Annotated in this window: 24 protein-coding genes; 13 read left to right on the plus strand and 11 right to left on the minus strand. The window is 59.8% G+C overall.

Annotated features, from left to right (window positions below; all coding sequences use genetic code 11):
* Positions 1–14: 14 nt before the first annotated feature.
* The 3 genes from ACDZ94_RS12005 to ACDZ94_RS12015 all read right to left on the minus strand — a co-directional run bounded on the left by ACDZ94_RS12005 (position 15) and on the right by ACDZ94_RS12015 (position 2285).
* Positions 15–974, minus strand: coding sequence for a YbgA family protein (locus tag ACDZ94_RS12005; protein ID WP_064450621.1), 960 nt, complete (start codon positions 972–974; stop codon positions 15–17).
* Between the two features lie 112 nt (positions 975–1086).
* Positions 1087–1302 carry a TIGR02450 family Trp-rich protein gene (locus ACDZ94_RS12010; protein WP_064450622.1) on the minus strand — a complete coding sequence of 72 codons (216 nt, stop codon included), beginning with the start codon at positions 1300–1302 and terminating at the stop codon, positions 1087–1089.
* Positions 1299–2285 carry an NAD(P)/FAD-dependent oxidoreductase gene (locus ACDZ94_RS12015; protein ID WP_221293892.1) on the minus strand — a complete coding sequence of 329 codons (987 nt, stop codon included), beginning with the start codon at positions 2283–2285 and terminating at the stop codon, positions 1299–1301. Before ACDZ94_RS12015 ends, ACDZ94_RS12010 begins: the two co-directional genes overlap by 4 nt.
* 211 nt (positions 2286–2496) lie before the next feature.
* On the opposite strand from ACDZ94_RS12015, the gene ACDZ94_RS12020 reads away from it, so the two are divergent.
* Positions 2497–3396, plus strand: coding sequence for a TIGR01777 family oxidoreductase (locus tag ACDZ94_RS12020; RefSeq protein WP_262666999.1), 900 nt, complete (start codon positions 2497–2499; stop codon positions 3394–3396).
* A gap of 14 nt (positions 3397–3410) precedes the next feature.
* The gene (gene hemH, locus ACDZ94_RS12025; protein WP_432750206.1) at positions 3411–4436 is read left to right on the plus strand and encodes a ferrochelatase; all 1026 of its coding nucleotides are present in this window, start codon (positions 3411–3413) and stop codon (positions 4434–4436) included.
* A 310-nt stretch (positions 4437–4746) separates the two neighbouring features.
* On the opposite strand, the gene ACDZ94_RS12030 is transcribed toward hemH, so the two are convergent.
* The 3 genes from ACDZ94_RS12030 to algW all read right to left on the minus strand — a co-directional run bounded on the left by ACDZ94_RS12030 (position 4747) and on the right by algW (position 8838).
* Positions 4747–5466 carry a DUF4198 domain-containing protein gene (locus tag ACDZ94_RS12030; RefSeq protein ID WP_064450626.1) on the minus strand — a complete coding sequence of 240 codons (720 nt, stop codon included), beginning with the start codon at positions 5464–5466 and terminating at the stop codon, positions 4747–4749.
* Positions 5467–5478: 12 nt separating this feature from the next.
* Positions 5479–7575 carry a TonB-dependent siderophore receptor gene (locus ACDZ94_RS12035; protein WP_432750207.1) on the minus strand — a complete coding sequence of 699 codons (2097 nt, stop codon included), beginning with the start codon at positions 7573–7575 and terminating at the stop codon, positions 5479–5481.
* Positions 7576–7683: 108 nt separating this feature from the next.
* Positions 7684–8838, minus strand: a complete 1155-nt coding sequence (gene algW / locus ACDZ94_RS12040; RefSeq protein ID WP_064450628.1) for a Do family serine endopeptidase AlgW — start codon at positions 8836–8838, stop codon at positions 7684–7686.
* A 102-nt stretch (positions 8839–8940) separates the two neighbouring features.
* On the opposite strand from algW, the gene ACDZ94_RS12045 reads away from it, so the two are divergent.
* The 4 genes from ACDZ94_RS12045 to cysN all read left to right on the plus strand — a co-directional run bounded on the left by ACDZ94_RS12045 (position 8941) and on the right by cysN (position 13220).
* Complete coding sequence (locus ACDZ94_RS12045) at positions 8941–9699, plus strand: Nif3-like dinuclear metal center hexameric protein (protein WP_262667000.1); 759 nt, start codon at positions 8941–8943, stop codon at positions 9697–9699.
* A gap of 205 nt (positions 9700–9904) precedes the next feature.
* Positions 9905–10822 (plus strand): sulfate adenylyltransferase subunit CysD, encoded by a 918-nt coding sequence (cysD, locus tag ACDZ94_RS12050; protein WP_049710083.1) that lies wholly within the window; start codon positions 9905–9907, stop codon positions 10820–10822.
* A gap of 104 nt (positions 10823–10926) precedes the next feature.
* Positions 10927–11268: a four helix bundle protein gene (locus tag ACDZ94_RS12055; RefSeq protein ID WP_221293906.1), complete on the plus strand. Its 342-nt coding sequence runs from the start codon at positions 10927–10929 to the stop codon at positions 11266–11268.
* Between the two features lie 53 nt (positions 11269–11321).
* The gene (gene cysN, locus ACDZ94_RS12060) at positions 11322–13220 is read left to right on the plus strand and encodes a sulfate adenylyltransferase subunit CysN (RefSeq protein ID WP_221293907.1); all 1899 of its coding nucleotides are present in this window, start codon (positions 11322–11324) and stop codon (positions 13218–13220) included.
* Positions 13221–13412: 192 nt separating this feature from the next.
* Here cysN and ACDZ94_RS12065 read toward each other — a convergent pair whose 3' ends face one another.
* The 3 genes from ACDZ94_RS12065 to ACDZ94_RS12075 all read right to left on the minus strand — a co-directional run bounded on the left by ACDZ94_RS12065 (position 13413) and on the right by ACDZ94_RS12075 (position 16782).
* On the minus strand, positions 13413–14312 hold the full coding sequence (locus ACDZ94_RS12065; RefSeq protein WP_064450631.1) for an acyltransferase: 900 nt from the start codon (positions 14310–14312) through the stop codon (positions 13413–13415).
* Positions 14313–16412: a phosphate acetyltransferase gene (gene pta / locus ACDZ94_RS12070; protein ID WP_064450632.1), complete on the minus strand. Its 2100-nt coding sequence runs from the start codon at positions 16410–16412 to the stop codon at positions 14313–14315.
* A 79-nt stretch (positions 16413–16491) separates the two neighbouring features.
* The gene (locus tag ACDZ94_RS12075) at positions 16492–16782 is read right to left on the minus strand and encodes a DUF3565 domain-containing protein (RefSeq protein ID WP_407016640.1); all 291 of its coding nucleotides are present in this window, start codon (positions 16780–16782) and stop codon (positions 16492–16494) included.
* Here ACDZ94_RS12075 and ACDZ94_RS12080 point away from each other — a divergent pair.
* A complete protein-coding gene (locus ACDZ94_RS12080) occupies positions 16781–17266 on the plus strand; it encodes an FKBP-type peptidyl-prolyl cis-trans isomerase (protein ID WP_016976314.1) in 486 nt (161 codons plus the stop codon). The genes ACDZ94_RS12075 and ACDZ94_RS12080 overlap by 2 nt on opposite strands.
* A 293-nt stretch (positions 17267–17559) precedes the next feature.
* On the opposite strand, the gene rpsT is transcribed toward ACDZ94_RS12080, so the two are convergent.
* Positions 17560–17838, minus strand: coding sequence for a 30S ribosomal protein S20 (gene rpsT, locus ACDZ94_RS12085; RefSeq protein WP_003171647.1), 279 nt, complete (start codon positions 17836–17838; stop codon positions 17560–17562).
* A gap of 253 nt (positions 17839–18091) precedes the next feature.
* On the opposite strand from rpsT, the gene murJ reads away from it, so the two are divergent.
* The 6 genes from murJ to ispH all read left to right on the plus strand — a co-directional run bounded on the left by murJ (position 18092) and on the right by ispH (position 25600).
* Entirely contained in the window at positions 18092–19630 is a 1539-nt protein-coding gene (gene murJ / locus ACDZ94_RS12090; RefSeq protein ID WP_432750208.1) for a murein biosynthesis integral membrane protein MurJ, read from the plus strand.
* Between the two features lie 119 nt (positions 19631–19749).
* A complete protein-coding gene (gene ribF, locus ACDZ94_RS12095; RefSeq protein ID WP_064450635.1) occupies positions 19750–20688 on the plus strand; it encodes a bifunctional riboflavin kinase/FAD synthetase in 939 nt (312 codons plus the stop codon).
* A gap of 14 nt (positions 20689–20702) precedes the next feature.
* Complete coding sequence (ileS, locus tag ACDZ94_RS12100; RefSeq protein WP_064450636.1) at positions 20703–23534, plus strand: isoleucine--tRNA ligase; 2832 nt, start codon at positions 20703–20705, stop codon at positions 23532–23534.
* Positions 23527–24039: a signal peptidase II gene (gene lspA, locus ACDZ94_RS12105; RefSeq protein WP_064450637.1), complete on the plus strand. Its 513-nt coding sequence runs from the start codon at positions 23527–23529 to the stop codon at positions 24037–24039. Before ileS ends, lspA begins: the two co-directional genes overlap by 8 nt.
* Before the next feature lie 7 nt (positions 24040–24046).
* A complete protein-coding gene (gene fkpB, locus ACDZ94_RS12110; RefSeq protein ID WP_010213263.1) occupies positions 24047–24484 on the plus strand; it encodes an FKBP-type peptidyl-prolyl cis-trans isomerase in 438 nt (145 codons plus the stop codon).
* 168 nt (positions 24485–24652) lie between these two features.
* Positions 24653–25600 (plus strand): 4-hydroxy-3-methylbut-2-enyl diphosphate reductase, encoded by a 948-nt coding sequence (gene ispH / locus ACDZ94_RS12115; RefSeq protein ID WP_064450638.1) that lies wholly within the window; start codon positions 24653–24655, stop codon positions 25598–25600.
* Here the strand turns inward: ispH and ACDZ94_RS12120 are convergent.
* A complete protein-coding gene (locus ACDZ94_RS12120; RefSeq protein WP_064450639.1) occupies positions 25554–26135 on the minus strand; it encodes a GspH/FimT family pseudopilin in 582 nt (193 codons plus the stop codon). The genes ispH and ACDZ94_RS12120 overlap by 47 nt on opposite strands.
* Positions 26136–26153 lie beyond the last annotated feature (18 nt).

Raw genomic sequence — 26153 nt, forward strand, 5'->3', positions numbered from 1 at the left:
GTGCTTTTCATGGGTTAGATCGCATTGCGTAGGCTGAGGTTTTCCGGGTGCGGTTGCAGGTAGGCCTGCTGCGCGATGTAGCGGTCCGGGTGTTGGCGAAAGTGGTGTTTGAGCAGAGTAAGGGGCACCACCAGCGGCACGATGCCGTGGCGGTACTGGCCGATGACCGTTTGCATTTCCTGCTTGTCGTCGGCGCTGATGGCCTGCTTGAGGTAGCCGCTGATGTGTTGCAGCACATTGGAGTGGGTGCCCCGGGTGGCGCATTTTTTCAGGCCGATCATCAGTTCGCTGAAGTAACCGGCGGCCAACTCATCAAGGTTGATGCCCTTGCCCATGCTGCCCAGCAAGTGGCCAAGGCTTTTGTAATGCACGGGGCTGTGGGCCATCAGCAGGTATTTGTAGCGCGAGTGAAAAGCCAGCAGGCGGTGACGCGTCAGGCCTTCGGCCAGCAGCTGTTGCCAGCTGGCATATACGAATACGCGGGTCAGGAAGTTTTCCCGCAATACCGGGTCATTCAGCCGACCGTCTTCTTCCACCGGCAGGTTGGGGTGGCGTAAACAAAATGCCTGGGCGTAAATGCCACGCCCGCCGCCCTCTACTGGCGTACCGTTATCGCGGTAGACCTTGACCCGTTCCAGGCCGCACGAGGGCGATTTTTGCATGAAGATGTAGCCGCACAGGTCGGTATGTTCCGCAGCCATTTGCTGGCCGTAATCGTCCAACGGCTGCGTCACATTGAGCTCACGGCGCACGCTGCCGACGGCTTGCGGGTGGTCAGGGTCGCCCACCAGGCGGATCGGTTCGCGGGGGATGCCCAGGCCGATTGCGACTTCGGGGCACAGCGGCACAAACTCGAAGTAGTCGGCCAGGGTTTGGCTGCACAGCAGGGATTGTTTGTGTCCGCCGTTGAAGCGCACGTTCTCGCCTAACAGGCAGGCGCTGATGGCGATCTTCGGTTTTCCAGTGCTGGACATGTTCAAACCTCTCCGAGATTCCTGTACACACAGTTAAGCCTGTACAACTGGATCTCATCATAGGTTTGATGCTGTACAAGTCAATTATTTTGTACAAGTATTTGCGGGCAGGCTATTTCCAGCCGATTCGCCACACTTCAGCATTTTGCAGGGTTTGCCAGGCCAGGCGTTCGGTGCGCTGGGTCATGACGGCTTGCAGTTCGATGTCGAGCACGGTGCCTTCTTCATCACGAAACAGTTCGGTGACCAAGAAGTGTTTCTCCTTGTTGCGTGGATGCGCTGCTGTCCATTTCGACAGCAGCAATTTGGCTGGGTTGATGCGATTCATTGCAGGTGCTCGATCAAACGTCGCGCGGCTTCCTGGCCGCTGAGCCACGCGCCCTCGACCCGGCCGGACAGGCACCAGTCGCCACACACATACAAGCCCAGGTCAGCATCGGCCAGTACACCGAACTCATGGCTGCTTGAAGGGCGTGCGTAGAGCCAGCGATGGGCCAGGCTGAAGGACGGTGCGGGCATGGCGCTGTGCAGTAATTCGGCGAAGGCACCGTGCAGATGTTCGATCACCGCTTCCTTGGGCAGGTCCAGATGCGCCTTGCTCCAGGCACTGGTGGCGTGCAGTACCCACGTGTCGAGGGTGGTGTCGCGCCCAGGTTTACTGCGGTTGCGCGCCAGCCAGTCGAGGGGGCTGTCTTGCACGAAGCAGCCTTCCATCGGTGTATCCAAAGGTTTGTCGAAGGCCAGCGCAATCGCCCAGGTCGGGTCCATCTTCACCCCGGCGGCAGCACTCGCCAGCTTGGGCGCAGCGGCCAGCAGCGCGGTGGCTTGTGGTGCGGGGGTGGCGATGACCACATGGCTGAATGGGCCGTGATTGCCACCGTCCGCGTCCAGCAGGTTCCAATGCTGTTTGCCTTGGAACACTTCGGTGATGCGGCAACCGAACTCCACCGGCAAATCGTCGAGCAGCGCGCGGGTGATGGCGCTCATGCGCGGCGTGCCGACCCAGCGGATCTGTTCATCGGGGGAGGGCGTGAGTTGGCCGGACTTGAAGTTGTACAGCTGCGGTTTCCACTGTTCGGCCCAGCCGTTGCTTTGCCAGCGTTGCACCTCGTTGACGAAGCGCCGGTCGCGGGCGGTGAAATATTGCGCGCCCATGTCCAGCGCGCCGGCATCGCTGCGCTTGCTGGACATGCGGCCGCCACTGCCACGGCTTTTATCGAAGAGTTGTACAGCGTGCCCCGCGTCTCTTAACGCTCGGGCGGCGGAGAGACCGGCGATGCCGGTGCCGATGATCGCGATGGGAACAGTCATGGGAGGCCTCGTTTTACCGTTGGGTACAGACTACGCCGACACCAATAGCTGTACAATATTGTTTTTTGGTATAAGTTTTGGCGTACCTGTTCTTGTGGCGTGACCTATGGTTAAAGCTGAGGCTTAAACCAACGTAACGCCCCCTTACATAAAATCCCTGCTTATAAAATAGACTAGCGATGGGCGGCAAACGTTACATGAGGAGGAACCCATGCATATTTTGCTGACCGGCGGTACTGGCTTGATTGGTCGCCAACTCTGCCAGCACTGGCTTGCCCAAGGGCATCGCTTGACTGTTTGGAGCCGTGAACCGGACACCGTGGCCAAATGGTGCGGTGATGAGGTGTTGGGTGTAGGCCGCCTGCAGGACGTGACAGGTCCCGTGGATGCGGTGGTCAATCTGGCCGGCGCGCCCATTGCCGATCGTCCGTGGACGAAAAAGCGCAAGGCCTTGTTGTGGAGCAGTCGCATCAGTCTCACCGAAACGCTGCTGGCGTGGATGGAAGGCTTGGCGCAAAAGCCGGCGGTGCTGATTTCCGGTTCAGCCGTGGGCTGGTATGGCGACGGCGGCGAGCGCGAATTGACCGAAGCCAGTGGCCCGGTGCTGGACGACTTCCCCAGCCAGCTGTGCATCGCCTGGGAAGAAACCGCGTTGCGCGCCGAATCCCTGGGCGTGCGCGTGGTGCTGGTGCGCACCGGCCTGGTATTGGCGGCGCAGGGCGGCTTTTTGTCACGGCTGCTGCTGCCGTTCAAACTGGCGCTGGGCGGGCCGATTGGCGATGGTCGGCAGTGGATGCCGTGGGTACATATCAAAGATCAAATCGCCCTGATTGATTTTCTTCTGCACAAGGGTGACGCCAGCGGTCCTTATAATGCTTGCGCTCCGCACCCGGTGCGTAACCGCGAGTTCGCCAAGACCCTGGGCCAGGTGTTGCACCGCCCGGCGTTCATGCCGATGCCGGCGTTTGCATTGAAGGTCGGGCTGGGCGAGCTGTCCGGGTTATTGCTGGGCGGGCAGAAGGCAGTTCCCGAACGGCTGCTGGCTGCCGGTTTCACTTTTCAGTTCACTGAGTTGCACGCGGCCCTGGAAGACTTGTCCAGCCGCCTCTAGAGATAGGATGTTGCATGACGGATCACGCGTTGTTACTGGTCAACCTGGGTTCACCGGCGTCCACTTCGGTGGCCGATGTGCGCAGCTACCTCAATCAGTTCCTGATGGACCCTTATGTGATCGACCTGCCGTGGCCGGTGCGGCGTTTGCTGGTGTCGCTGATCCTGATCAAGCGCCCGGAGCAGTCCGCGCATGCTTATGCCTCGATCTGGTGGGACGAGGGCTCGCCGCTGGTTGTCTTGAGCCGTCGCCTGCAGCAGCAAATGACGGCGCAGTGGACCCAGGGCCCGGTGGAACTGGCGATGCGTTACGGCGAGCCGTCCCTTGAAACCACGTTGACGCGCCTGGCTGCCCAGGGCATCGAAAAAATCACCCTGGCGCCGCTGTACCCGCAGTTTGCCGACAGCACCGTGACCACGGTGATTGAAGAAGCCAAACGTGTCGTGCGCGATAAAAAGCTCAAGGTGCAGTTCTCGATCCTGCAACCGTTCTACGATCAGCCGGAATACCTCGACGCGCTGGTCGCGAGCGTCCGGCCCTATGTGGAACAGGATTACGATCATTTACTGCTGAGTTTTCACGGCCTGCCCGAGCGTCATCTCACAAAGCTCGACCCTACCGGCGGGCATTGCTTTAAGGATGCCGATTGCTGCAAGAACGCTTCGCCCGAGGTGCTTGCCACTTGTTATCGCGCGCAATGCTTCAGCGTTGCGCGTAACGTTGCCGCGCGCATGGGGCTGCCGGAGGGCAAGTGGTCGGTGGCCTTCCAGTCGCGCCTGGGTCGGGCGAAGTGGATTGAACCCTACACCGAAGCACGTCTGGAAGCGCTGGCCCAGCAAGGCGTGAAAAAGTTGCTGGTGATGTGCCCGGCATTTGTGGCGGACTGCATTGAGACGCTGGAAGAGATTGGTGACCGCGGCCTGGAGCAGTTCCGCCAAGCGGGCGGCGAGGAGTTGGTGTTGGTGCCGTGCCTCAATGATGACCCGCAGTGGGCAGCGGCGCTCAATACACTGTGTGAAAGAGCGCCGTTGGCACTGTAATCAGATTGTCGAAACGATAGAAATCAAATGTGGGAGTCGGGCTTGCCCTAATGCCAGTCAGTTAAGCGCAGATCCCCTGTGGGAGCGGGCTTGCTCGCGAAAGCGGTGGGTCAATCAACATCAATGTTTGCTGAGCCGCCTTCGCGAGCAAGCCCGCTCCCACATTTGATCTTCGCTGCATTGAGCATTTCGTTCGCTCAACTGACTGGCATTAGGGCTTGCCCGCGATAGCGATGCATCAGCCACTGGAAGTATCGACTGACAAATCGCCATCGCGGGCAAGCCCGGCTCCCACATTGTTTTGTAGTGTTTACTCGTGGTGGGGTTCGCCGAGGAAGGTCAGCGAGGTGAACAGCCCCCGTGTCGCCACATCAGCATTGTCTTTTAGCGGCAGCTCCACTTGCGCGGCAATTACATTCAAACCTTCATTACGCACCAGCACTTGGGCCCGCCCGTCTTTGTCGGTCTCGGTGCTCAGGGTGTTCGGCGCGTTGCGATAGTCGCCCACCAGCTTGATCCCCGCCGCTGGCTTGCCATCCAGCAGCACCCGCACGGGCAGTGACCTGCCAGGTCCTACCGTCAGCGGATCAACTTCCGGCAGGATCAACAGCTTGATCTGATCCAGCTTCGGCAACTTCGCCCCCGGCTGGTAAATCGCCAGGCTGTACTTGAAGGTCTGGGTCGACTCAATCGCCCCGGGCACTTTGCTGCGGCCCTGGTTGATCCACTTCTTGTCCGCCGTCTGCGACCACATCCCGTTATCCAATGCGACGGCTAAAACGGCGGGCGATTTCAGCGGCTGCAGGCGCGCGTGGTCGGCCAGGCGCTCCACGGTCACCGGGATCATCTTGCCGCTGGCGTCATAGGCCCAGGCGCCGCTGATTTTCTGCGCCTTGAAGGCGTTATCTTCCGCGCCGTGGCCATAGATGACTTCGATATTGCCGCGTCGTTGTTCGGTCCACAGGCCGTGGGCCGAGACCTGGCTGGCAAACAATAAGCCGAGTACAGCCAGGGATTTGAAGGCTTGCATGGAGACGTCCTTTTACAGGTTGAGGGTCAGGCTGACGGTGACGTTGCGCGGCTCGCCGGGGTTGACCCAGTAATTGCTGTAGGAGCGCTCGTAGTACTTTTCGTCGAATAGGTTGTTGAGGTTCAGGCCCACGGTGACGTTGTCACTGGCCTTGTAATGGGCGAGCAGGTCGACGGTGTGGTAGGCGGGCAGTTTGAAACGACTACCTGCCTCGCCGGAGCGATCGCCGACATAGGTGAAGGCCGCGCCCACGTCTGAGCCGCGCAACGCACCATTCTGGAATTCATACACCCCCAACAGGCTGCCGCTGCGTTTGGCCACGCCGAGAATTCGGCTACCCGTGGGGATGGCTTTGTCGCCCTTGGTCACTTCGGCGTCGATGTAGGCAAAGGCGCCGATGAGTCTGACGGCATCAGTCACTTGCCCGGTCAGTTGCAGATCGAAACCCTGGCTGCGGGCCTTGCCCATGGCGCGGTTAAGGTCGGTGGCCGGGTCGAGTGCGAGGACGTTTTCCTTTTCGATATGGAACGCGGCGAGGGTGGCACTCAGGCGGTCGTCGAACAGCTCGCTCTTGATGCCGACTTCATAACCCAGACCTTCTTCAGGCTTGAAGGATTTGCCGCCGGCATCCAGGCCATTGTTCGGTTTGAACGAGGTTGAGGCGTTGGCGAATACACCGATGTGCGGTGTGAGTTGGTAAAGCAATCCTGCGCGTTGGGTCAGGGCATTGTGGGTTTGTCGGCTTTTGGCAGGGTGGCGGGTGAAGTCGTCGATGCTTTGTTCAAAGTGCTCAAAGCGCATGCCAACCATGCCGCGCAGGCGGTCGGTGAACACGATCTGGTCTTGCAGGTTCAGCGCCTGGCTCTTCACCTGTTCGAATAAGTCGGTGCCGGAGCGTGCGCCGTCGGGTTTGGGTTGGCCATAGATCGGCTTATAGATATCGATGGGGTAGAGGCTGCCGCCGATAGCCGTCACGCGTTCCTTCTTGCGGTAGTCCTCGTATTCGGTGCCGATCAGCAGTTCGTGCTGCCAACTGCCGATGTCGAAAAGGCCGCGCAGTTCCAGCTGGGTGATGCTGTCGTGCCAACCGGTGGAGCGTTCGCGGTAGCGGCGGTTGACGGTGTGCCCATCGGCGTTCAGCGCGCGGCTTTCCGACGCGTCGCCCCACAGGCTGCCTTGTTTGTAGTGGCTGGCGAGGCGCAGTTTCCAGGCGTCGTTGAGGTGATGTTCCAGGGTGGCTTGCAGGCGGTTGTTGTGGTTGCGGATGTTGCCGTCGTTGGGTTCGCCGAGGAAGGTCGAGCGGGACATGCCGTGATTGGCGACAATGCCTCGGTCGAAGGTAGAGCTGTGGCGCACGAATTCGCTTTCCACCAGCAGGCTGGTATCCGGGTCCAACTGCCAGCTGAAAGAGGGCGCGACGAACACGCGCCTGGCGTCTACGTGATCGCGGAAGCTGTGGCCGTCTTCCACGGCCAGGTTCACGCGCGACAGCACGCGACCTTCGCTGTCGAGCGGGGTGTTCACATCCAGTGCTGTGCGATAACGGTCCCAACTGCCGGCGCTGGTTTGCACGGTGGTGAAGGCTTGCTGCTGCGGTTTCTTGGTGACGATATTCACGGTGCCGCCGGGATCGCCGCGGCCATACAGGCTGGCAGCGGGGCCTTTGAGCACTTCAATGCGTTCGATATTGGCCGCATCTGGTGTGCTCGGGTAGCCACGGTTGGCGCTGAAACCGTCCTGATAGAACTCCGACGTGGTGAAGCCGCGCACGCTGTATTCGTAGAGCGTCAGGCCGCCAAAGTTGTTTTGCTTGGACACACCGCCGGCAAATTCCAGGGCGCGTTCCACATTGGTGCTGCCCAGGTCTTTGAGCACCGTCGCGGGAATCACGCTGATCGATTGTGGGATGTCGCGAAGGGCCGTGTCAGTTTTTGTCGCGCTGGCGGAGCGGGTGGCGCGATAGCCTTTGACGGGGCTGGTGGCGGATTCATAGTCGTCGCTGGTGACGCTGATGGTGTCCAGTTCAACGGCGTTGTCTTCGGCGTAAGCGGGGTCGAGCAATAAACCCAAGGCCAGGCCCGCCATGGGAGCAAATCTTTGAGACGGCATGATAGAGCGTTCCAATGTCTATATTGAAACAATATAACATGCCGAATGAGAATGGATTTCTTTTGAAATATTAGGATACAGGAGCCCGTGAACGGGCTCCCAAAGCCCTTATTCCTCTTCTTTCACCGGGGCAGGTGGTGGGCGCAAGCCGATTTCCGCCAGCAGCTTGATCTCTTTGCCGTTGCGCATCACCTGGATCGCCACCTTGTCGGTTGGTTTGATCCGCGCCACCTGGTTCATCGACTTGCGGCCGTCACCGGCTGGTTCGCCGTCAATGCTCAGGATCACATCGCCCAATTGCAGGCCGGCTTTCTGCGCCGGGCCGTCTCGGAAGATCCCCGCGACCACGATGCCAGGGCGCCCGGTCAAGCCAAACGACTCGGCCAATTCCTTGGTCAACGGCTGCACTTCGATCCCCAGCCAACCGCGAATCACCTGGCCGTGTTCGATGATCGACTTCATCACTTCCATTGCCAGCTTCACCGGGATCGCAAAACCGATGCCTTGGGAGCCACCCGATTTCGAGAAGATCGCGGTGTTGATGCCGGTCAGGTTGCCATTGGCATCCACCAGTGCGCCGCCGGAGTTGCCCGGGTTGATGGCTGCGTCGGTCTGGATAAAGTCTTCGTAGCTGTTAAGCCCCAACTGGTTACGCCCGGTGGCGCTGATGATGCCCATGGTGACTGTCTGGCCGACACCAAACGGGTTGCCGATGGCCAGGGCCACATCACCGACGCGCAGCCCTTCAGAGCGGCCGATAGTGATCGAAGGCAGGCTTTTGAGGTCGATCTTCAGCACGGCGAGGTCGGTTTCAGGGTCGCTGCCGACCACGCGGGCCAGGGTTTCGCGGCCGTCGCGCAGGGCCACGACAATCTGGTCGGCGCCGGTGGTCACGTGGTTGTTGGTGAGGATGTAGCCTTCCGGGCTCATGATCACGCCGGAACCGAGGCTGGATTCCATACGGCGTTGCTTGGGCCCGTTGTCCCCGAAGTAGCGGCGAAATTGCGGGTCTTCAAACAACGGGTGCGCAGGTTTGTTGATGACCTTGGTGGTGTACAGGTTGACCACGGCGGGCGCGGCGATGACGACAGCGTCTGCATAGGTCACCGGGCCTTGCACCACCGAATTGCTTTGCGGGGCCTGTTGCAGGTTCACGTCAAGGCTGGGTAAGCCCACCCACTGGGGATAACGCTGAATAATCAGCATCGCGATCAGCACGCCAGCCAACAATGGCCATCCAAAAAAACGCAGTGCCTTGAGCATCAAGTAAGTCCTGACAGGTTGCAGGGGGCGGGAGAGCGCCCATAATGTCGCGCATTATACGAGGCTGCGAGCGCCTCGGAACGGGATATTTAGGAGTCTTTTATGGCCGTGCCCCTTAGCACCCTGGTCGAGGAAGCGGACCGCTATCTCGGCAGCGCAAAAATTGCCGATTATTGCCCCAATGGCCTGCAGGTCGAGGGTCGTCCGCAGGTGATGCGCATTGTCAGCGGCGTAACCGCAAGCCAAGCCCTGCTGGACGCCGCCGTCGAAGCCAAGGCCGACTTGGTGCTGGTGCACCACGGTTACTTCTGGAAGGGCGAAAACCCGTGCATTACCGGCATGAAGCAGCGCCGCCTCAAAACCCTGCTCAAGCATGACATCAGCCTGTTGGCCTATCACCTGCCGCTGGATCTGCACGCGGATGTTGGTAATAACGTGCAACTGGCCCGCCATCTGGACATCACCGTTGAAGGCCCGCTGGACCCGAGCAATCCGAAAATCGTCGGCCTGGTCGGTTCTCTCGCCGAACCGTTGTCGCCGCGCGACTTCGCCCGTCGTGTGCAGGATGTGATGGGCCGCGAGCCGCTGCTGATCGAAGGCAGCGAGATGATCCGCCGTGTCGGCTGGTGCACGGGGGGTGGCCAGGGCTATATCGACCAGGCGATTGCGGCGGGTGTCGATCTGTACCTGAGCGGCGAAGCGTCCGAGCAAACTTTCCACAGTGCGCGGGAAAACGACATCAGCTTTATTGCAGCCGGGCACCACGCCACTGAGCGCTACGGAGTGCAGGCGTTGGGTGATTACCTGGCCCGGCGTTTTGCCCTGGAGCATTTGTTCATCGATTGCCCCAATCCGATCTAACGAACTCCACAGAAGGAATGTGGTGCGGGCTTGTGTGGGAGCAAGCCCGCTCCCACATTCGACCGAGGCAGGCCTAACTCAGTGGCATATTCATATACCGTTTCGATCTAGCTGGCGCCCTGAATAGAAGAAGGTGCTGTGCTAGCATGCCCCGCTCGAACACGGCCCGCTGGCCGTCCATAAGATCGTTTTTCCGTGAGTAGCCATGGTCGACAAACTGACGCATCTGAAACAGCTGGAGGCGGAAAGCATCCACATCATCCGCGAGGTCGCTGCCGAGTTCGACAACCCGGTGATGCTTTACTCGATCGGTAAAGACTCCGCCGTGATGCTGCATCTGGCACGCAAGGCCTTCTTTCCGGGCAAACTGCCGTTCCCGGTGATGCACGTCGACACCCGCTGGAAATTCCAGGAGATGTACAAGTTCCGCGACAAGATGGTCGAAGAGCTGGGCCTGGACCTGATCACCCACATCAACCCGGATGGGGTTGCGCAGGGCATCAACCCGTTCACCCACGGCAGCGCCAAGCACACCGATATCATGAAAACCGAAGGCCTCAAGCAGGCGTTGGACAAGCATGGTTTCGACGCAGCTTTCGGCGGTGCCCGTCGTGATGAAGAGAAATCCCGCGCGAAAGAGCGCGTGTACTCGTTCCGCGACAGCAAACACCGCTGGGACCCGAAAAACCAGCGCCCGGAGCTGTGGAACGTTTACAACGGCAACGTCAACAAGGGTGAGTCGATCCGTGTGTTCCCGCTGTCCAACTGGACCGAGCTGGACATCTGGCAGTACATCTACCTGGAAGGCATCCCGATTGTGCCGCTGTACTTTGCCGCCGAGCGCGACGTGATCGAGAAAAACGGCACGTTGATCATGATCGACGACGACCGCATCCTCGAGCACCTGTCCGACGAAGACAAAGCCCGAATCGTCAAAAAGAAAGTACGTTTCCGTACCCTTGGCTGCTACCCGTTGACGGGCGCGGTGGAGTCCGAAGCCGAGACGCTGACCGACATCATTCAGGAAATGCTCCTGACGCGAACTTCCGAGCGCCAGGGCCGGGTCATCGACCACGATGGCGCAGGCTCGATGGAAGATAAAAAACGGCAGGGGTACTTCTAAGCTTCGAGTTACAAGCGGCAAGCTGCAAGTTAAAGGCGGTATGCGTAGCTTTGCAGTTTGATGCTTGCAGCCGGTTGTTGCGAGCCGCTATCGAGTGACTCGTAATGGACTTCGAGAGATTGGTTGTTTGGCACAGAAGCAAGTGTTTAGCGGTGGGAATCTACAGAGAGTTTGCCAAATGCAGGGATCTTGGTTTCAAAGACCAAATTACCCGCTCAGCGCTTTCGGTGCCCTCCAATATTGCTGAAGGCATGGAGCGTCGCAGCGCTAAAGAAAAGGTTCGTTTTCTTTGGATCGCGAAGGCTTCTTGTGGAGAGTTACGAACACAGATTCTCATCGGCAGCGACATTGCTTACATCGCCCAACCGCTGGCTGATAACTGGATTGCAGAAACTCGCGAGCTATCAAAAATGCTCTGCGGCCTGATCAACAAAATTTCTGACTAGCTGTACGCCGACAAGCTTGCCGCTTGAAGCTTACAGCTCGGAGCTTGAATACAATGAGCCACCAATCTGATTTGATCAGCGAGGACATCCTCGCCTACCTGGGCCAGCACGAGCGCAAGGAAATGTTGCGCTTCCTGACCTGCGGCAACGTCGACGACGGCAAGAGCACCCTGATCGGGCGCCTGCTGCACGACTCCAAGATGATCTACGAAGATCACCTGGAAGCCATCACCCGCGACTCGAAGAAGTCCGGCACCACCGGTGACGATATCGACCTGGCTTTGCTGGTCGATGGCCTGCAGGCCGAGCGTGAACAGGGCATCACCATTGATGTTGCCTACCGCTACTTCTCCACCGCAAAGCGCAAATTCATCATCGCCGACACCCCCGGCCATGAGCAGTACACCCGCAACATGGCCACCGGTGCCTCCACCTGTGACCTGGCGATCATCCTGATTGATGCCCGCTATGGCGTGCAGACCCAGACCCGTCGCCACAGCTTTATCGCCTCGTTGCTGGGTATCAAGCACATCGTGGTGGCCGTCAACAAGATGGACATCAATGGTTTTGACCAAAGCATCTTCGAGCAGATCAAGGCTGATTACCTGAAGTTCGCCGACGGCATCGCATTCAAGCCGAGCACCATGGCATTCGTGCCGATGTCCGCGCTCAAAGGCGATAACGTGGTGAACAAGAGTGAGCGTTCGCCCTGGTACACCGGCCAGTCGCTGATGGAAATTCTCGAAACCGTCGAGATTGCCAACGACCGCAACTACACCGACCTGCGTTTCCCGGTGCAGTACGTCAACCGTCCGAACCTGAACTTCCGTGGTTTCGCCGGCACCCTGGCCAGCGGCATCGTGCACAAGGGCGACGAAGTCGTGGTGTTGCCGTCGGGCAAGAGCAGCCGCGTCAAATCCATCGTCACCTTCGACGGTGAACTGGAACACGCCGGCCCAGGCCAGGCCGTGACCCTGACCATGGAAGACGAAATCGACATCTCCCGTGGCGACCTGCTGGTTCATGCCGACAACGTGCCGCAAGTGACCGACGCCTTCGACGCCATGCTGGTGTGGATGGCCGAAGAACCGATGCTGCCGGGCAAGAAGTACGACATCAAGCGCGCCACCAGCTACGTGCCGGGCTCTATCACCAGCATCGTGCATCGCGTAGACGTGAACACCCTGGCCGAAGGCCCGGCGAGTTCGCTGCAGTTGAACGAGATTGGTCGCGTCAAGGTCAGCCTCGACGCCGCCATCGCGCTGGACGGCTATGACAGCAACCGCACCACCGGTGCGTTTATCGTTATCGACCGCTTGACCAATGGCACGGTGGCCGCGGGCATGATCATCGCGCCGCCGGTCAACCATGGCTCGGCCACGCATCACGGCAAGTTGGCCCATGTGGCTACCGAAGAGCGCGCCCAGCGCTTCGGCCAGCAGCCGGCTACCGTGCTGTTCAGCGGCCTGTCGGGCGCGGGCAAGAGCACCTTGGCCTATGCGGTTGAGCGCAAGCTGTTCGACATGGGCCGTGCAGTGTTCGTACTGGATGGCCAGAACCTGCGCCACGACCTGAACAAAGGGTTGCCGCAGGACCGTACCGGGCGCACCGAAAATTGGCGACGTGCCGCTCACGTGGCGCGCCAGTTCAACGAAGCCGGCCTGCTGACCCTGGCCGCATTCGTTGCCCCGGATGCCGAGGGCCGCGAACAGGCCAAGGCGCTGATTGGTGCCGATCGCCTGCTGACGGTTTACGTGCAGGCCTCGCCGTTGGTGTGCGCCGAGCGTGATCCGCAAGGCCTGTACGCTGCCGGTGGGGATAACATCCCTGGCGAGTCCTTCCCGTATGACGTGCCGTTGAATGCCGACCTGGTCATCGACACCCAGGCACTGTCGCTGGAAGACAGCGTCAAGCAAGTGCTGGAGTTGTTGCGTCAGCGCGGCGCGATCTAAACCTCGCCGCCACACAAAAGCCCGCCACCGAGCACTCGGTGGCGGGCTTTTTTACATCGTCTCAAAAGTGGACTCGGTCAATGTGGGAGCTGGCTTGCCTGCGATGGCGGACTGTCCGTTTATGTTTCCTCGGCTGACCCACCGCTATCGCAGGCAAGCCAGCTCCCACATTAAATTGCATTCACACGTTGATCAGCGACTGCCTGGATAATCTGTGTGAAGCTTGTCTAGAAGCGCATCCTTGTCTTCCCACAACCTGTTGATCCAGCCCTGGAACGCCAACCGATACTCCCCATCCTGCTCATAATTCTTGCCAATGAACTCGGCAGGGATCTGCACTTCTGCAAACTGCACGACCACGTCCTTCACATTCCCGCACAGCAAATCCCAGTAACCCGGGCGCCCGGCAGGGTAGTGAATCGTCACGTTCACCAGTGACTTCAACTGCTCGCCCATGGCATCCAGCACAAACGCGATACCGCCAGCCTTGGGCTTGAGCAGGTAGCGAAACGGCGATTTCTGCTGGGCATGCTTGCCCGGCGTAAACCGAGTGCCTTCGGCAAAGTTGAAAATCCCCACTGGGTTGTTGCGAAATTTCGCACATGTCTTGCGGGTGGTTTCCAGGTCTTTGCCTTTCTTCTCCGGATGCTTTTCCAAATAGGCCTTGGTATAGCGCTTCATGAACGGAAAGCCCAACGCCCACCACGCCAGGCCAATCACCGGCACCCAGATCAGTTCCTGCTTGAGGAAGAACTTCAGTGGGCGAATCCGTCGATTGAGCACGTATTGCAGGACCATGATGTCAACCCAGCTCTGGTGGTTACTGGTCACCAGGTATGAGTGCTGGTAATCAAGGCCCTCAAGGCCTGTCAGGTGCCAGCGGGTGCGCCGCACCAGGTTCATCCAGCCCTTGTTGTTGGTCACCCAGGCTTCATGGGTGTGGTTCATCAGCCATTCGCTAAAGCGTTTGGCAAACGGCAGTGCCTTGAACAGCGCGACAATAAACAGGAACGAGCACAGCAGGATCGTGTTCAGCGCCAGCAGCAGCGAAGCAATTACCCCGCGCACGGCGGCAGGTAGAAAATCCAGCATTTAGATATCCATAGGTCGGTTGGCGGCTTGAATCGCAGTCAGGGCGATGGTGTACACGATGTCGTCGACCTGGGCGCCGCGCGGCAGGTCGTTTACCGGCTTGCGCAGGCCTTGCAGCATGGGCCCCAGGCTCACGCAATCGGCACTGCGTTGCACGGCTTTGTGCGTGGTATTGCCGGTGTTCAGGTCGGGGAACACAAACACCGTGGCTTTGCCGGCGACCTGGCTGTTGGGCGCCAACTGCCGGGCGACGGTTTCGTTGGCGGCGGCGTCGTATTGCAAGGGCCCGTCGATCAGCAGTGAGCTTTGCTGCTCATGGGCGAGCAGGGTGGCTTCGCGGACTTTCTCCACTTCCTCGCCACTGGCCGAGTCGCCGCTGGAATAGCTGATCATTGCCACGCGCGGGGTGATACCGAAAGCCGCGGCCGAGTCAGCGCTTTGCAGGGCGATTTCTGCCAGTTCGGCGGCGCTCGGGTGTGGGTTCATCACGCAGTCGCCATACACCAGCACCTGCTCGGGGAACAACATGAAGAACACCGACGACACCAAGGTGCAGCCCGGCGCCGTTTTAATCAGCTGCAGGGCAGGGCGGATGGTGTTGGCGGTGGAGTGGATAACGCCGGAGACCAGGCCGTCCACTTCATCCAGCGCAAGCATCATCGTGGCGATCACCACCGTGTCTTCCAGTTGCTGCTCGGCCATCGGCGCATTGAGGCTCTTGCTCTTGCGTAGCGCGACCATCGGTTCGACATACCGCTGGCGAATCAGGTCCGGGTCGAGAATCTCCAGGCCTTCGGGCAACTCAATGCCGTGGGCGCGGGCAACCGCTTCCACATCGGCCGGCTTGGCCAGCAGCACGCAACGGGCAATGCCCCGGGCCTGGCAGATGGCGGCGGCTTGTACGGTCAACGGCTCGCTGCCTTCGGGCAGCACGATGCGTTTGTTGGCCGCCTGGGCGCGCTGGATCAACTGATAGCGGAACACCGCTGGCGACAGGCGCATCTCCCGAGGCGTACCGCAGCGTTGGTGCAGCCAGCGCGCATCCAGGTGGCTGGCGACGAAATCGGTGATGATCTCCGCACGTTCGCGGTCATCAATCGGGATTTCCTTGTTCAGGCTGTTGAGCTGGTTGGCGGTGTCGTAGGAGCCGGTGCTCACCGACAACACCGGCAGCCCGGCCTGGAAAGCGCCGCGGCACAGATCCATGATGCGTGGGTCGGGCAGGGTGTCGCTGGTCAGCAGCAAGCCGGCCAGGGGCACACCGTTGATCGCGGCCAGGCTGACGGCGAGGATGATGTCGTCGCGGTCTCCGGGGGTAACCACCAATACGCCGGGCTTGAGCAGTTCAACGGTGTTACGCATGGTGCGGGCGCAGATGATGATCTTGGTCATGCGCCGGCTTTCATAGTCGCCGGCGTTGAGAATCTGCGCGCCCATCAGGTCGGCTACGTCGCGGGTGCGCGGTGCATTGAGTTCGGGCTGGTAGGGAATGCAGCCAAGCAGGCGGAAATCCCCGCTGCGCAACAGCGGCGAATGCTCTTTGAGGCGCGCCGAGAACGCTTCCATGGTTTCATCGGTGCGCACTTTATTGAGAATCACACCGAGCATTTTCGGGTCTTTCGGGCCGCCGAACAGTTGGGCCTGCAGTTCCACGCGGCCGGAGAGTTCGGTGAGCACTTCGTTTTCCGGCGCCGAGACCAGGATCACTTCCGCGTCGAGGCTCTTGGCCAGGTGCAGGTTGACCCGCGCCGCATAGCTGGCGCTGCGGGTCGGCACCATGCCCTCGACGATCAGCACGTCCTTGCCCACAGCGGCTTGCTGATAAAGGGTGATGATTTCTTCGAGCAGTTCGTCGAGCTGGCCGTCGCCGAGCATCCGCTCCACATGGGCCAGGCCCAAGGGTTGTGGTGGCTTCAGGCCGTGGGTGCGGGCCACCAGCTCGGTGGAGCGTTCGGGGCCGGTGTCGCCCGGGTGTGGCTGGGCAATGGGTTTGAAGAAGCCGACTTTCAGCCCGGCCCGCTCAAGGGTACGCACCAGCCCAAGGCTGATGGAGGTCAGACCCACACCAAAATCGGTGGGCGCGATAAAAAAAGTCTGCATGCGAATTCTCTGGAGGTGCATGGCTTCGGTGGCGCTCTATGGTTGAGCGCCTACCGGGAATCAGGTACCAAGGTTATCGTTATTCGCGCTTTTGCGCACACCAGCCGCACGCAAAGGGCAGGCCTATTTTTTCAAGGCGCTGCGCAGGGTCGAGCACCCAGGCGCGGGACTGCCATGGCGGCTGGTGGCGCAGGTGTTGGGTGTGGCCGCAGGACAGGTCGGCGACCCACTGCCGGTCGTCGTCCTGATGGAAACCAATGATGAAGGATGCCGTTGATCGGTCCCGTCTGTCCGGGTTCTGTTCGCTTTCGGGCAAATCCTTGTTTAGACTTGTCCGTTCTTCATTCTTATGCAAAAGGTCTCGCCCCATGACGATCGCCGCTAACAAGGCTGTCTCCATCGACTATACCCTGACCAACGACGCTGGTGAGGTCATCGACAGCTCCGCCGGCGGCGCGCCGCTGGTCTACCTGCAAGGCGCAGGTAACATCATCCCGGGCCTGGAGAAGGCTCTGGAAGGCAAGAACGTCGGTGACGAACTGACTGTCGCCGTAGAACCTGAAGATGCTTACGGCGAATACTCCGCCGAACTGGTCAGCACCCTGAGCCGCAGCATGTTCGAAGGCGTCGACGAGCTGGAAGTGGGCATGCAGTTCCACGCTTCCGCGCCGGATGGCCAAATGCAGATCGTCACCATCCGCGATCTGGACGGCGACGACGTGACTGTCGACGGCAACCACCCTCTGGCTGGCCAGCGCCTGAACTTCCAAGTGAAGATCGTTGCCATCCGCGACGCTTCCCAGGAAGAAGTGGCTCACGGCCACGTCCACGGTGAAGGCGGTCACCAGCACTGATTGATGGTTTAATCAGCTGGTAACAAAAACGCCCCGACTGGTTCGGGGCGTTTTTTTTTGCTTGAAAATATCTATCTCACACCCCGCGGTCCAAATGTGGGAGCGGGCTTGCCCGCGATGGGGCGTGTCAGCCACCTTATAAGTCATTGACCCACCGCTCTCGCGGGCAAATCCTCCCACATTTTGAACTGCGCACGCCCTATATCAGGCACAAACAAAAATGCCCCGGACCTTTCGGTACGGGGCATTTCTTAACTGTGACGTAACCTGGGCTACGTTGCAGTTTTTACCACTTAGGCTGCTGCAGCGACGTTCAGAGCCTTGATGTGGCCATTCAGGCGGCTCTTATGACGAGCGGCCTTGTTCTTGTGGATGATGCCTTTATCAGCCATACGGTCGATAACTGGCACGGCCAGAACGTAAGCAGCTTGGGCTTTTTCAGCGTCTTTGGTGTCGATGGCTTTAACTACATTCTTGATGTAGGTACGAACCATGGAACGCAGGCTGGCGTTGTGGCTGCGACGCTTCTCAGCCTGTTTTGCACGTTTTTTGGCGGAAGGTGTGTTGGCCACCGTCGAGCTCCTCGAAAGACTTTTTAGGAAATAGCAAACAAAATAGGCCGCGAATCATGCCGATGACTTGATGGGTTGTCAAGGGCGGCTGATGCGAACTGCTGAGTGGTCGATCTGAAGAGGCGGGTGATTTATTTCCGGCGCTTGACCTGTAAACTCGCGAGCTTTGGCTCTGTGCTGTTGCAGGCGCGCAGTATCGCATAAGTGGGCGCTTTGTTCGCCTGCTCTTTATCTATAGGCGCAAACTCTTTCAATGAATCTGCTCAAATCGTTGGCTGCCGTGAGCTCTATCACCATGATTTCCCGGGTTTTGGGGTTCGTGCGTGACACCCTGCTGGCGCGCATTTTTGGCGCCAGCATGGCCACGGATGCATTCTTTATTGCCTTTAAACTGCCCAATCTGCTGCGGCGGATCTTCGCGGAGGGCGCTTTTTCTCAAGCTTTCGTGCCGATCCTGGCCGAGTACAAGACCCAGCAGGGTGAAGAGGCGACCCGCACGTTTATTGCCTATGTCTCGGGCCTGCTGACCCTGGTACTGATGTTGGTGACCATCGCCGGCATGCTGGCTGCACCCTGGGTGATCTGGGCCACGGCGCCTGGTTTTGCCAACACACCGGAAAAATTCGCGCTGACCACTGATCTGCTGCGGGTGACCTTCCCCTATATATTGCTGATTTCTCTGTCGTCCCTGGCTGGGGCGATCCTCAATACCTGGAACCGCTTCTCGGTGCCGGCCTTTGTGCCGACCCTGTTGAACGTCAGCATGATTATTTTCGCGCTGTTCCTCACGCCGTACTTCGACCCGCCGGTCATGGCTCTGGGCTGGGCGGTACTGGCGGGTGGCCTGGCGCAGTTGCTCTACCAACTGCCGCACCTGAAAAAGATCGGCATGCTCGTACTGCCGCGTCTTAACCTCAAGGACACCGGTGTGTGGCGCGTAATGCGCAATATGCTGCCGGCGATCCTGGGTGTGTCGGTCAGTCAGATCTCCCTGATCATCAACACCGCGTTTGCCTCGCTGCTGGTCTCCGGTTCGGTGTCGTGGATGTACTACGCCGATCGCCTGATGGAACTGCCGTCCGGTGTGCTTGGCGTGGCTCTGGGCACGATTTTGCTGCCAACCTTGTCGCGCACCTATGCCAGCAAGGACCGCCAGGAGTATTCACGCATCCTCGACTGGGGCCTGCGCCTGTGCTTCATGCTGGTGCTGCCATGTTCCCTGGCGTTGGGAATCCTGGCTGAGCCGCTGACTGTGTCGTTGTTCCAGTATGGCCAGTTCAGTGCGTTTGACGCGTCGATGACCCAGCGCGCGTTGGTCGCCTACTCCGTCGGTTTGCTCGGCATTATTGTGATCAAGGTGCTGGCCCCAGGCTTCTACGCACAGCAAAACATCCGCACTCCGGTCAAAATCGCGATTTTCACGCTGATCGTTACCCAGTTGCTCAATCTGGTGTTTATCGGCCCGTTGGCCCATGCCGGCCTGGCCCTGGCTATCAGCATCGGTGCCTGCATCAATGCCGGCTTGCTGTTTTATCAGTTGCGCAAGCAGCAGATGTATCAGCCGCAGCCGGGGTGGGGGATGTTCGCCCTCAAGCTGCTGGTGGCCGTGACGGCGATGTCGGCGGTATTGCTGGGCCTGATGCACTTCATGCCTGCCTGGGATCAAGGCCATATGCTGGAGCGCTTCATGCGCCTTGGCGTGTTGGTGGTCGCCGGTGTGGTGGTGTACTTCGGGATGTTGCTGCTGCAAGGCTTTCGCCTGCGGGATTTCAATCGCAAGTCGCTGGGATAGAGAGTTTGCCGCGATAAAACGGTTGTTTTATCGATTCGACCCCTTTGGCCTGTTCTGTTGCCTGTCGTCCGGGGCCGTGTGTGGTTATAATCGACCACTTTATGAGCAAGAAGCGCGTTATGCAGCTGGTTCGAGGTCTCCACAACCTGCGCCCCGAGCATCGGGGCTGCGTCGCCACTATTGGCAACTTTGACGGTGTTCACCGTGGCCACCAGGCTATCCTGGGCCGGCTGCGTGAACGTGCGGTTGAGTTGGGCGTGCCCAGCTGCGTGGTGATTTTTGAACCGCAGCCGCGGGAATTCTTTACCCCCGAAACGGCGCCAGCACGTCTGGCCCGCTTGCGGGACAAGCTGCAACTGCTGGCTGAAGAGGGTGTGGACCGTGTCCTTTGCCTGGCCTTCAACCAGCGCTTGCAAAGCCTCAGCGCCGCCGAGTTCGTCGACCGTATTCTGGTGGATGGCCTGGGCGTACAGCACCTGGAGGTCGGCGACGACTTCCGTTTCGGTTGCGACCGCGTCGGGGATTTCGACTTCCTGCAGCACGCCGGCGTTAATCAAGGTTTTACCGTCGAAGCCGCGCAAACCGTCGAACTGGATGGCCTGCGCGTGAGCAGTACCCAGGTGCGTAACGCCCTGGCCGCTGCCGACTTCGCCTTGGCCGAGCGCTTGCTCGGTCGCCCGTTCCGCATTGCCGGGCGGGTCCTGCACGGCCAGAAGCTGGCGCGCCAACTGGGCACGCCAACCGCCAACGTGCAACTCAAGCGCCGTCGTGTGCCACTCACCGGGGTTTACCTGGTGAGTGTCGACATTGACGGTCAATCGTGGCCGGGAGTCGCCAACATAGGCGTCAGGCCCACGGTTGCAGGTGATGGCAAGGCCCACCTGGAAGTTCACCTTTTGGATTTTGCCGGTGATTTGTATGACCGGCGTTTGACGGTGGTTTTCCACCAGAAGCTGCGTGAAGAGCAGCGTTTCGCCTCCCTTGAGGCGTTGAAAACGGCGATCAATGCGGATGTCGCCGCCGCCCGTGCACTAGCCGCACCTAGCGCCCATCGCTAACCGAAGAGCCTTAAATGACCGACTATAAAGCCACGCTAAACCTTCCGGACACCGCCTTCCCAATGAAGGCCGGCCTGCCACAGCGCGAACCGCAGATCCTGCAGCGCTGGGACAGTATTGGCCTGTACGGAAAGTTGCGCGAAATTGGCAAGGATCGTCCGAAGTTCGTCCTGCACGACGGCCCTCCTTATGCCAACGGCACGATTCACATCGGTCATGCGCTGAATAAAATTCTCAAGGACATGATCCTGCGCTCGAAGACCCTGTCGGGTTTCGACGCGCCGTATGTTCCGGGCTGGGACTGCCACGGCCTGCCGATCGAACACAAAGTCGAAGTGACCTACGGCAAGAACCTGGGCGCGGATAAAACCCGCGAACTGTGCCGTGCCTACGCCACCGAGCAGATCGAAGGGCAGAAGTCCGAATTCATCCGCCTGGGCGTGTTGGGCGAGTGGGACAACCCGTACAAGACCATGAACTTCAAGAACGAGGCCGGTGAAATCCGCGCCTTGGCCGAAATCGTCAAGGGCGGTTTCGTGTTCAAGGGCCTCAAGCCCGTGAACTGGTGTTTCGACTGCGGTTCGGCCCTGGCCGAAGCGGAAGTCGAGTACGAAGACAAAAAGTCCTCGACCATCGACGTGGCCTTCCCGATCGCCGACGACGCCAAGCTGGCCGAGGCCTTTGGCCTGGCGAGCCTGAGCAAACCGGCTGCCATCGTGATCTGGACCACCACCCCGTGGACCATCCCGGCCAACCAGGCGCTGAACGTGCATCCGGAATTCACCTACGCCCTGGTGGATGTGGGTGATCGCCTGCTGGTACTGGCCGAGGAAATGGTCGAGGCCTGCCTGGCTCGCTACGAGCTGCAAGGTTCGGTGATCGCCACCACCACCGGCACCGCGCTGGAACTGATCAACTTCCGTCACCCGTTCTACGACCGTCTGTCGCCGGTGTACCTGGCCGACTACGTTGAGCTGGGCTCGGGTACTGGCGTGGTTCACTGCTCGCCCGCCTATGGCGTGGACGACTTCGTGATCTGCAAGAAGTACGGCATGGTCAACGATGACATCATCAACCCGGTGCAAAGCAACGGCGTATACGCGCCTTCGCTGGAGTTCTTCGGCGGCCAGTTCATCTTCAAGGCCGACCAGCCGATCATCGACAAGCTGCGTGAAGTCGGTGCGCTGATGCAAACCGAAACCATCAAGCACAGCTACATGCACTGCTGGCGTCACAAGAGCCCGCTGATCTACCGCGCCACCGCGCAGTGGTTCATCGGTATGGACAAAGAGCCGGTCAGCGGCGACACCCTGCGTGTGCGCTCGCTCAAAGCCATCGAAGACACCCAGTTCGTCCCGGCCTGGGGCCAGGCGCGCCTGCACTCGATGATCGCCAACCGTCCGGACTGGTGCATCTCCCGCCAACGTAACTGGGGCGTGCCGATTCCGTTCTTCCTGAACAAGGAAAGCGGCGAACTGCACCCACGCACCGTCGAGCTGATGGAAGCCGTGGCCCTGCGCGTTGAACAGGAAGGCATCGAAGCCTGGTTCAAGCTGGATGCCGCCGAGTTGCTGGGCGACGAAGCGCCGCTGTACGACAAGATCAGCGACACCCTCGACGTGTGGTTCGACTCGGGCACCACCCACTGGCACGTGCTGCGTGGTTCGCACCCGATGGGCCACGAGACAGGCCCGCGGGCCGACCTGTACCTGGAAGGCTCGGACCAACACCGTGGCTGGTTCCACTCGTCGTTGCTGACCGGTTGCGCCATCGACAATCACGCGCCGTACCGCGAACTGCTGACCCATGGCTTCACCGTCGACGAGACGGGTCGCAAGATGTCCAAGTCGCTGAAGAACGTGATCGAGCCGAAAAAGATCAACGACACCCTGGGCGCCGACATCATGCGTCTATGGGTGGCCTCGACCGATTACTCGGGCGAAATCGCCGTGTCGGACCAGATCCTGGCCCGTAGCGCCGACGCCTACCGCCGTATCCGTAATACCGCGCGCTTCCTGCTGTCGAACCTGACCGGTTTCAACCCGGCCACCGACATCCTGCCGGCCGAGGAAATGCTCGCCCTGGACCGTTGGGCTGTGGACCGTACCCTGTTGCTGCAACGCGAGTTGCAGGAGCACTACGGTGAGTACCGTTTCTGGAACGTGTACTCGAAGATCCACAACTTCTGCGTGCAGGAGCTGGGTGGTTTCTACCTCGACATCATCAAGGACCGCCAGTACACCACCGGCGCCAACAGCAAGGCCCGCCGTTCGGCGCAGACCGCGCTGTATCACATCTCTGAAGCGCTGGTGCGCTGGATCGCACCGATCCTGGCCTTCACCGCCGACGAACTGTGGGAATACCTGCCGGGCGAGCGTAACGAGTCCGTGATGCTCAACACCTGGTACGAAGGCCTGACCGAACTGCCGGCCGACTTCGAACTGGGCCGCGAGTACTGGGAAGGCGTGATGGCCGTCAAAGTTGCGGTGAACAAGGAGCTGGAAGTTCAGCGTGCGGCCAAGGCCGTCGGTGGCAACCTGCAAGCCGAAGTCACCTTGTTTGCCGAGGAAGGCTTGACCGCCGACCTGTCCAAGCTGAGCAACGAACTGCGCTTCGTGCTGATCACCTCGACCGCCAGCCTGGCACCGTTTGCCCAGGCGCCAGCGGACGCGGTGGCGACTGAAGTGCCGGGCCTCAAGCTCAAAGTGGTCAAGTCGGCCTTCCCTAAGTGCGCCCGTTGCTGGCACTGCCGTGAAGACGTTGGCGTGAACCCTGAGCATCCGGAAATCTGCGGTCGCTGCGTCGATAACATTTCGGGTGATGGCGAGGTTCGCCACTATGCCTAACGCTTCCAGCCGTTTCGGACGTCTGGGCTGGCTCGTACTGAGCGTGCTGGTGCTGGTCATTGACCAGCTCAGCAAGGCTCACTTCGAAGGCGCCTTACAGATGTACCAGCAGATTGTGGTCATTCCTGATTACTTCAGCTGGACCCTGGCCTACAACACCGGCGCCGCCTTCAGCTTCCTCGCTGATGGCGGCGGCTGGCAGCGCTGGCTGTTCGCCCTGATCGCCGTGGTGGTCAGTGCGGTGCTGGTGGTCTGGCTCAAACGCCTGGGCCGTGATGACACCTGGCTGGCGATTGCCCTGGCGTTGGTGCTGGGCGGCGCGCTGGGCAACCTGTACGACCGCATTGCCCTGGGTCATGTGATCGACTTTATCCTGGTGCATTGGCAGAACCGCTGGTATTTCCCGGCGTTCAACTTTGCCGACAGCGCCATCACCGTCGGTGCAATCATGCTGGCGTTGGACATGTTCAAAAGTAAGAAAACCGGAGAGACCGTCAATGACTGATCAGGTATTGGCTGAGCAACGCATCGGCCAGAACACGGAAGTCACTTTGCATTTCGCATTGCGCCTGGAGAATGGCGACACGGTCGACAGTACGTTCGACAAAGCCCCGGCGACCTTCAAGGTCGGCGATGGCAACCTGCTGCCGGGTTTTGAAGCCGCTCTGTTCGGTTTCAAGGCCGGCGACAAGCGCACCCTGCAGATTTTGCCGGAAAACGCCTTTGGCCAGCCTAACCCGCAAAACGTACAGATCATCCCGCGTTCGCAGTTCCAGGACATGGACCTGTCGGAAGGTCTGTTGGTGATCTTCAACGACGCGGCGAATACCGAGCTGCCCGGTGTGGTGAAAACCTTCGATGACGCGCAAGTGACCATCGACTTCAACCACCCGTTGGCCGGTAAAACCTTGACGTTTGACGTCGAAATCATCGACGTTAAAGCGCTCTGATTGACTAAACCGGTTCCTGTGGGAGCTGGCTTGCCTGCGATAGCATCACCTCGGTGTACCTGATACACCGAGTCGTCTTTATCGCGGGCAGGCCCGGCATCCACAGAGGCTTACTCTTACAGAGTTGAGTTGATCCAATTTCTTGCCCTGCAAGACACGAGGCACAGCATGCAAATCAAACTCGCCAACCCCCGTGGCTTCTGCGCTGGTGTGGACCGGGCGATCGAAATCGTTAATCGCGCCCTGGAAGTCTTCGGGCCGCCGATTTACGTGCGCCATGAAGTCGTCCACAACAAATTCGTGGTCGAAGACCTGCGAGCACGCGGCGCTATCTTTGTCGAAGAACTCGACCAGGTGCCGGACGACGTTATTGTCATCTTCAGCGCCCACGGTGTGTCCCAGGCCGTACGTACCGAAGCGGCCGGCCGTGGCCTGAAAGTATTCGACGCCACCTGCCCGCTGGTGACCAAGGTGCACATCGAAGTCGCGCGTTACAGCCGTGACGGTCGTGAATGCATCCTGATTGGCCACGCTGGCCACCCGGAGGTCGAAGGCACCATGGGCCAGTACGACGCCAGCACTGGCGGCGCCATCTACCTCGTAGAAGATGAAAAAGACGTCGCCAACTTGCAGGTACAAAACCCCGAGCGGCTGGCCTTTGTGACGCAAACCACCTTATCGATGGATGATACCAGCCGAGTGATCGATGCCCTGCGCACACGGTTCCCGGCCATCGGTGGTCCGCGTAAGGACGACATCTGCTACGCCACGCAAAACCGTCAAGACGCGGTCAAGCAACTGGCCGATGAATGTGATGTCGTGCTCGTGGTCGGCAGCCCTAACAGCTCCAACTCCAACCGCTTGCGCGAACTGGCTGAGCGCATGGCTACCCCGGCGTACTTGATCGACGGCGCTGAAGACATGCAGCGCAGCTGGTTCGACGGTGTTGAACGTATCGGCATCACTGCGGGTGCCTCAGCCCCTGAAGTCCTGGTGCGTGGCGTGATCCAGCAACTGCAGGCTTGGGGTGCCACCGGTGCCGATGAGTTGGCCGGTCGTGAAGAGAACATCACGTTCTCCATGCCCAAGGAGCTGCGAGTCCGCTCGTTGCTTTAAATGCCAGGTTGCCGGAATGATTTCGGCACAATGCCTGCTCGGTGGGTTCACTGCGCAGGCTGATGCGCCCGCTGGGGGCCAGCACCAGCTGAAACAGGCTTTGCGCCTGGTCCGCGTCGCATACATGCACAGTACCAGCGCGAAAGCCTCCTGCTGAAAACACCGGTTCGCCCAACCCGCTGAATCGCACCTGGCTCTTGACCGGCCCATTGCCTACGATCGGTATTTTCCCTCCGTCCTGACGTTCCAGCAGTACCGGGTTGTTGTCGTCCAGGACACCGCGTCCGCTGACGTCCAGAATCACTCGCCATCCCAGGCTCCAGTTCTCATCCCTTGCATGAATCACCACCGCACGATTGCGGGTAATGGCCTCGGTGCGTGCATAACGCAACCCGGCTGCCAGGGCGTTGACAGCCGTTTGTCGTTGCTGCGATTCAAGAAACCCCCTGAAGCTGGGTACTGCGAGGTTTGTCAGGATGCCGCTCAGCACCAAGCCGAGCAGCAGTTCGATCAGCGTGAAGCCGTGTTGTCTCATAGGCCGTCCCTCCGTGGA

Origin of the sequence: Pseudomonas sp. UBT (genome assembly GCF_050915955.1) — a bacterium.
Taxonomy (GTDB): domain Bacteria; phylum Pseudomonadota; class Gammaproteobacteria; order Pseudomonadales; family Pseudomonadaceae; genus Aquipseudomonas; species Aquipseudomonas antarctica_A.

Excerpts from the sequence above, each read along its gene's own strand:
- lspA (WP_064450637.1), top strand. The coding sequence starts at position 23,527 with ATGCCTAACGCTTCCAGCCGTTTCGGACGTCTGGGCTGGCTCGTACTG.
- ACDZ94_RS12035 (WP_432750207.1), bottom strand. The coding sequence starts at position 7,575 with ATGCCGTCTCAAAGATTTGCTCCCATGGCGGGCCTGGCCTTGGGTTTA.
- murJ (WP_432750208.1), top strand. The coding sequence starts at position 18,092 with ATGAATCTGCTCAAATCGTTGGCTGCCGTGAGCTCTATCACCATGATT.
- algW (WP_064450628.1), bottom strand. The coding sequence starts at position 8,838 with ATGCTCAAGGCACTGCGTTTTTTTGGATGGCCATTGTTGGCTGGCGTG.
- ACDZ94_RS12065 (WP_064450631.1), bottom strand. The coding sequence starts at position 14,312 with ATGCTGGATTTTCTACCTGCCGCCGTGCGCGGGGTAATTGCTTCGCTG.
- ACDZ94_RS12120 (WP_064450639.1), bottom strand. The coding sequence starts at position 26,135 with ATGAGACAACACGGCTTCACGCTGATCGAACTGCTGCTCGGCTTGGTG.
- ACDZ94_RS12010 (WP_064450622.1), bottom strand. The coding sequence starts at position 1,302 with ATGAATCGCATCAACCCAGCCAAATTGCTGCTGTCGAAATGGACAGCA.
- ACDZ94_RS12045 (WP_262667000.1), top strand. The coding sequence starts at position 8,941 with ATGGCCGTGCCCCTTAGCACCCTGGTCGAGGAAGCGGACCGCTATCTC.
- ACDZ94_RS12055 (WP_221293906.1), top strand. The coding sequence starts at position 10,927 with ATGGACTTCGAGAGATTGGTTGTTTGGCACAGAAGCAAGTGTTTAGCG.
- ileS (WP_064450636.1), top strand. The coding sequence starts at position 20,703 with ATGACCGACTATAAAGCCACGCTAAACCTTCCGGACACCGCCTTCCCA.
- ACDZ94_RS12075 (WP_407016640.1), bottom strand. The coding sequence starts at position 16,782 with ATGGGGCGAGACCTTTTGCATAAGAATGAAGAACGGACAAGTCTAAAC.
- ACDZ94_RS12015 (WP_221293892.1), bottom strand. The coding sequence starts at position 2,285 with ATGACTGTTCCCATCGCGATCATCGGCACCGGCATCGCCGGTCTCTCC.
- hemH (WP_432750206.1), top strand. The coding sequence starts at position 3,411 with ATGACGGATCACGCGTTGTTACTGGTCAACCTGGGTTCACCGGCGTCC.
- ACDZ94_RS12005 (WP_064450621.1), bottom strand. The coding sequence starts at position 974 with ATGTCCAGCACTGGAAAACCGAAGATCGCCATCAGCGCCTGCCTGTTA.
- cysN (WP_221293907.1), top strand. The coding sequence starts at position 11,322 with ATGAGCCACCAATCTGATTTGATCAGCGAGGACATCCTCGCCTACCTG.
- cysD (WP_049710083.1), top strand. The coding sequence starts at position 9,905 with ATGGTCGACAAACTGACGCATCTGAAACAGCTGGAGGCGGAAAGCATC.
- ACDZ94_RS12030 (WP_064450626.1), bottom strand. The coding sequence starts at position 5,466 with ATGCAAGCCTTCAAATCCCTGGCTGTACTCGGCTTATTGTTTGCCAGC.
- ACDZ94_RS12020 (WP_262666999.1), top strand. The coding sequence starts at position 2,497 with ATGCATATTTTGCTGACCGGCGGTACTGGCTTGATTGGTCGCCAACTC.
- ribF (WP_064450635.1), top strand. The coding sequence starts at position 19,750 with ATGCAGCTGGTTCGAGGTCTCCACAACCTGCGCCCCGAGCATCGGGGC.
- ACDZ94_RS12080 (WP_016976314.1), top strand. The coding sequence starts at position 16,781 with ATGACGATCGCCGCTAACAAGGCTGTCTCCATCGACTATACCCTGACC.
- ispH (WP_064450638.1), top strand. The coding sequence starts at position 24,653 with ATGCAAATCAAACTCGCCAACCCCCGTGGCTTCTGCGCTGGTGTGGAC.
- pta (WP_064450632.1), bottom strand. The coding sequence starts at position 16,412 with ATGCAGACTTTTTTTATCGCGCCCACCGATTTTGGTGTGGGTCTGACC.